This is a genomic window from Streptomyces sp. 13-12-16 (genome assembly GCF_002114215.1).
Taxonomy (GTDB): Bacteria; Actinomycetota; Actinomycetes; order Streptomycetales; family Streptomycetaceae; genus Streptomyces.
Map to the genome: position 1 here is coordinate 2992 of NZ_NCTE01001141.1, position 1224 is coordinate 4215.

Genomic DNA, 1224 nt, shown 5'->3' on the forward strand with positions numbered 1-1224 from the left:
GGACCGTGCGGCCGCCCGCGTACGCGGACCGACGGGCCCGCGCCGCGACATCCCCGGGTACGACAGCCTCCCGGAGGCACCGGCCGCCTAGTCTGACGCCATGGCACCGAACATCGCGACGAACACCCGTGTCTCCCTCGACGAGCTGCTGGACTTCGTACGGCCCCGGCACCGGGCGATCCTGCTGACCCGGCGGGCCGACGGCGGCCCCCAGGGCTCGCCGCTGACCTGCGGGGTCGACGACTCGGGCCGGATCGTGGTCTCCACGTACCCCGAGCGCGCCAAGACCCGCAACGCCAAGCGGGACAGCCGGGTGAGCCTGATCGTCCTCAGCGACGAGTGGAACGGGCCGTGGGTCCAGATCGACGGCACCGCCGAGGTGGTGGACTCGCCCGAGTCCGTGGAGCCGCTGGTGGAGTACTACCGGAACATCGCCGGCGAGCACCCGGACTGGGACGAGTACCGCGCCGCCATGGTCAAGCAGGGCAAGTCGATCATCCGGATCACCCCGGAGCGCTGGGGCCCGGTGGCGACCGGGGGTTTCCCGGCGCGGCTGGCCGAGGGGGAGTGAACGGACGAGGGCGGTGACACGGGATGTCACCGCCCTCGTCCCCCGCCGGGGGCCGTCAGTCGCCGGTCGTCTTCTGCGTGAGGTCGTAGAAGGTGGCCGAGCCGGCCGTCACCTCCTTGAAGTTCTCCTGCACCCAGGTGGATATCTGCCCGGAGCTGCCGGAGTCGCCGCCCATGCCACCGCCCATGCCGCCGCCGGCGACGAAGTAGTGGATCCTCCCGTCCGCCACGTACTTCTTGAACTGGGCGAGCGTCGGGGACGGGTCGGTGCCGTTGAAGCCGCCGATCGCCATCACGGGTTCACCGGTGGAGAGCTGGTAACTCGCGGCGTTCTGGGCGCCGATGGCCGCCGCGACCCAGGTGTGGTCGCCGGCGTCGGCCTCCAGCAGCTCCTTCGCCTCGGAGTCGACGTCCGCGCCGCCGAGCAGACCGCCCATTCCGCCGCCGCCACCCATGCGGCCCTCGGCGCCGTCGCCGGTGCCGTTCTGCGGGGCACCCTGACCGTTCTGGCCGTTCTGGCCCATGGGTCCGCCGCCGGGGAAGCCGCCGGTGCCGTCGCCGCCCGCACCGGGCGGGGTCTGGCCCTGGCCCCCTTGCTGCCCCTGGCCGCCCTGCTGGTTCTGCCCGCCGGGGCCGCCCCCGCCGGGGAAGCCG

General features: G+C 73.4%; 1 protein-coding gene and 1 pseudogene. One reads left to right on the top strand and one right to left on the bottom strand.

Annotated features, from left to right (window positions below):
* Positions 1-100 precede the first annotated feature (100 nt).
* Positions 101-571, top strand: a complete 471-nt coding sequence (locus B7767_RS36555; protein ID WP_085575782.1) for a PPOX class F420-dependent oxidoreductase — start codon at positions 101-103, stop codon at positions 569-571.
* A gap of 55 nt (positions 572-626) precedes the next feature.
* Here B7767_RS36555 and B7767_RS36560 read toward each other — a convergent pair.
* Positions 627-1224, bottom strand: a pseudogene (locus B7767_RS36560) (glycosyl transferase); the annotation flags it as partial.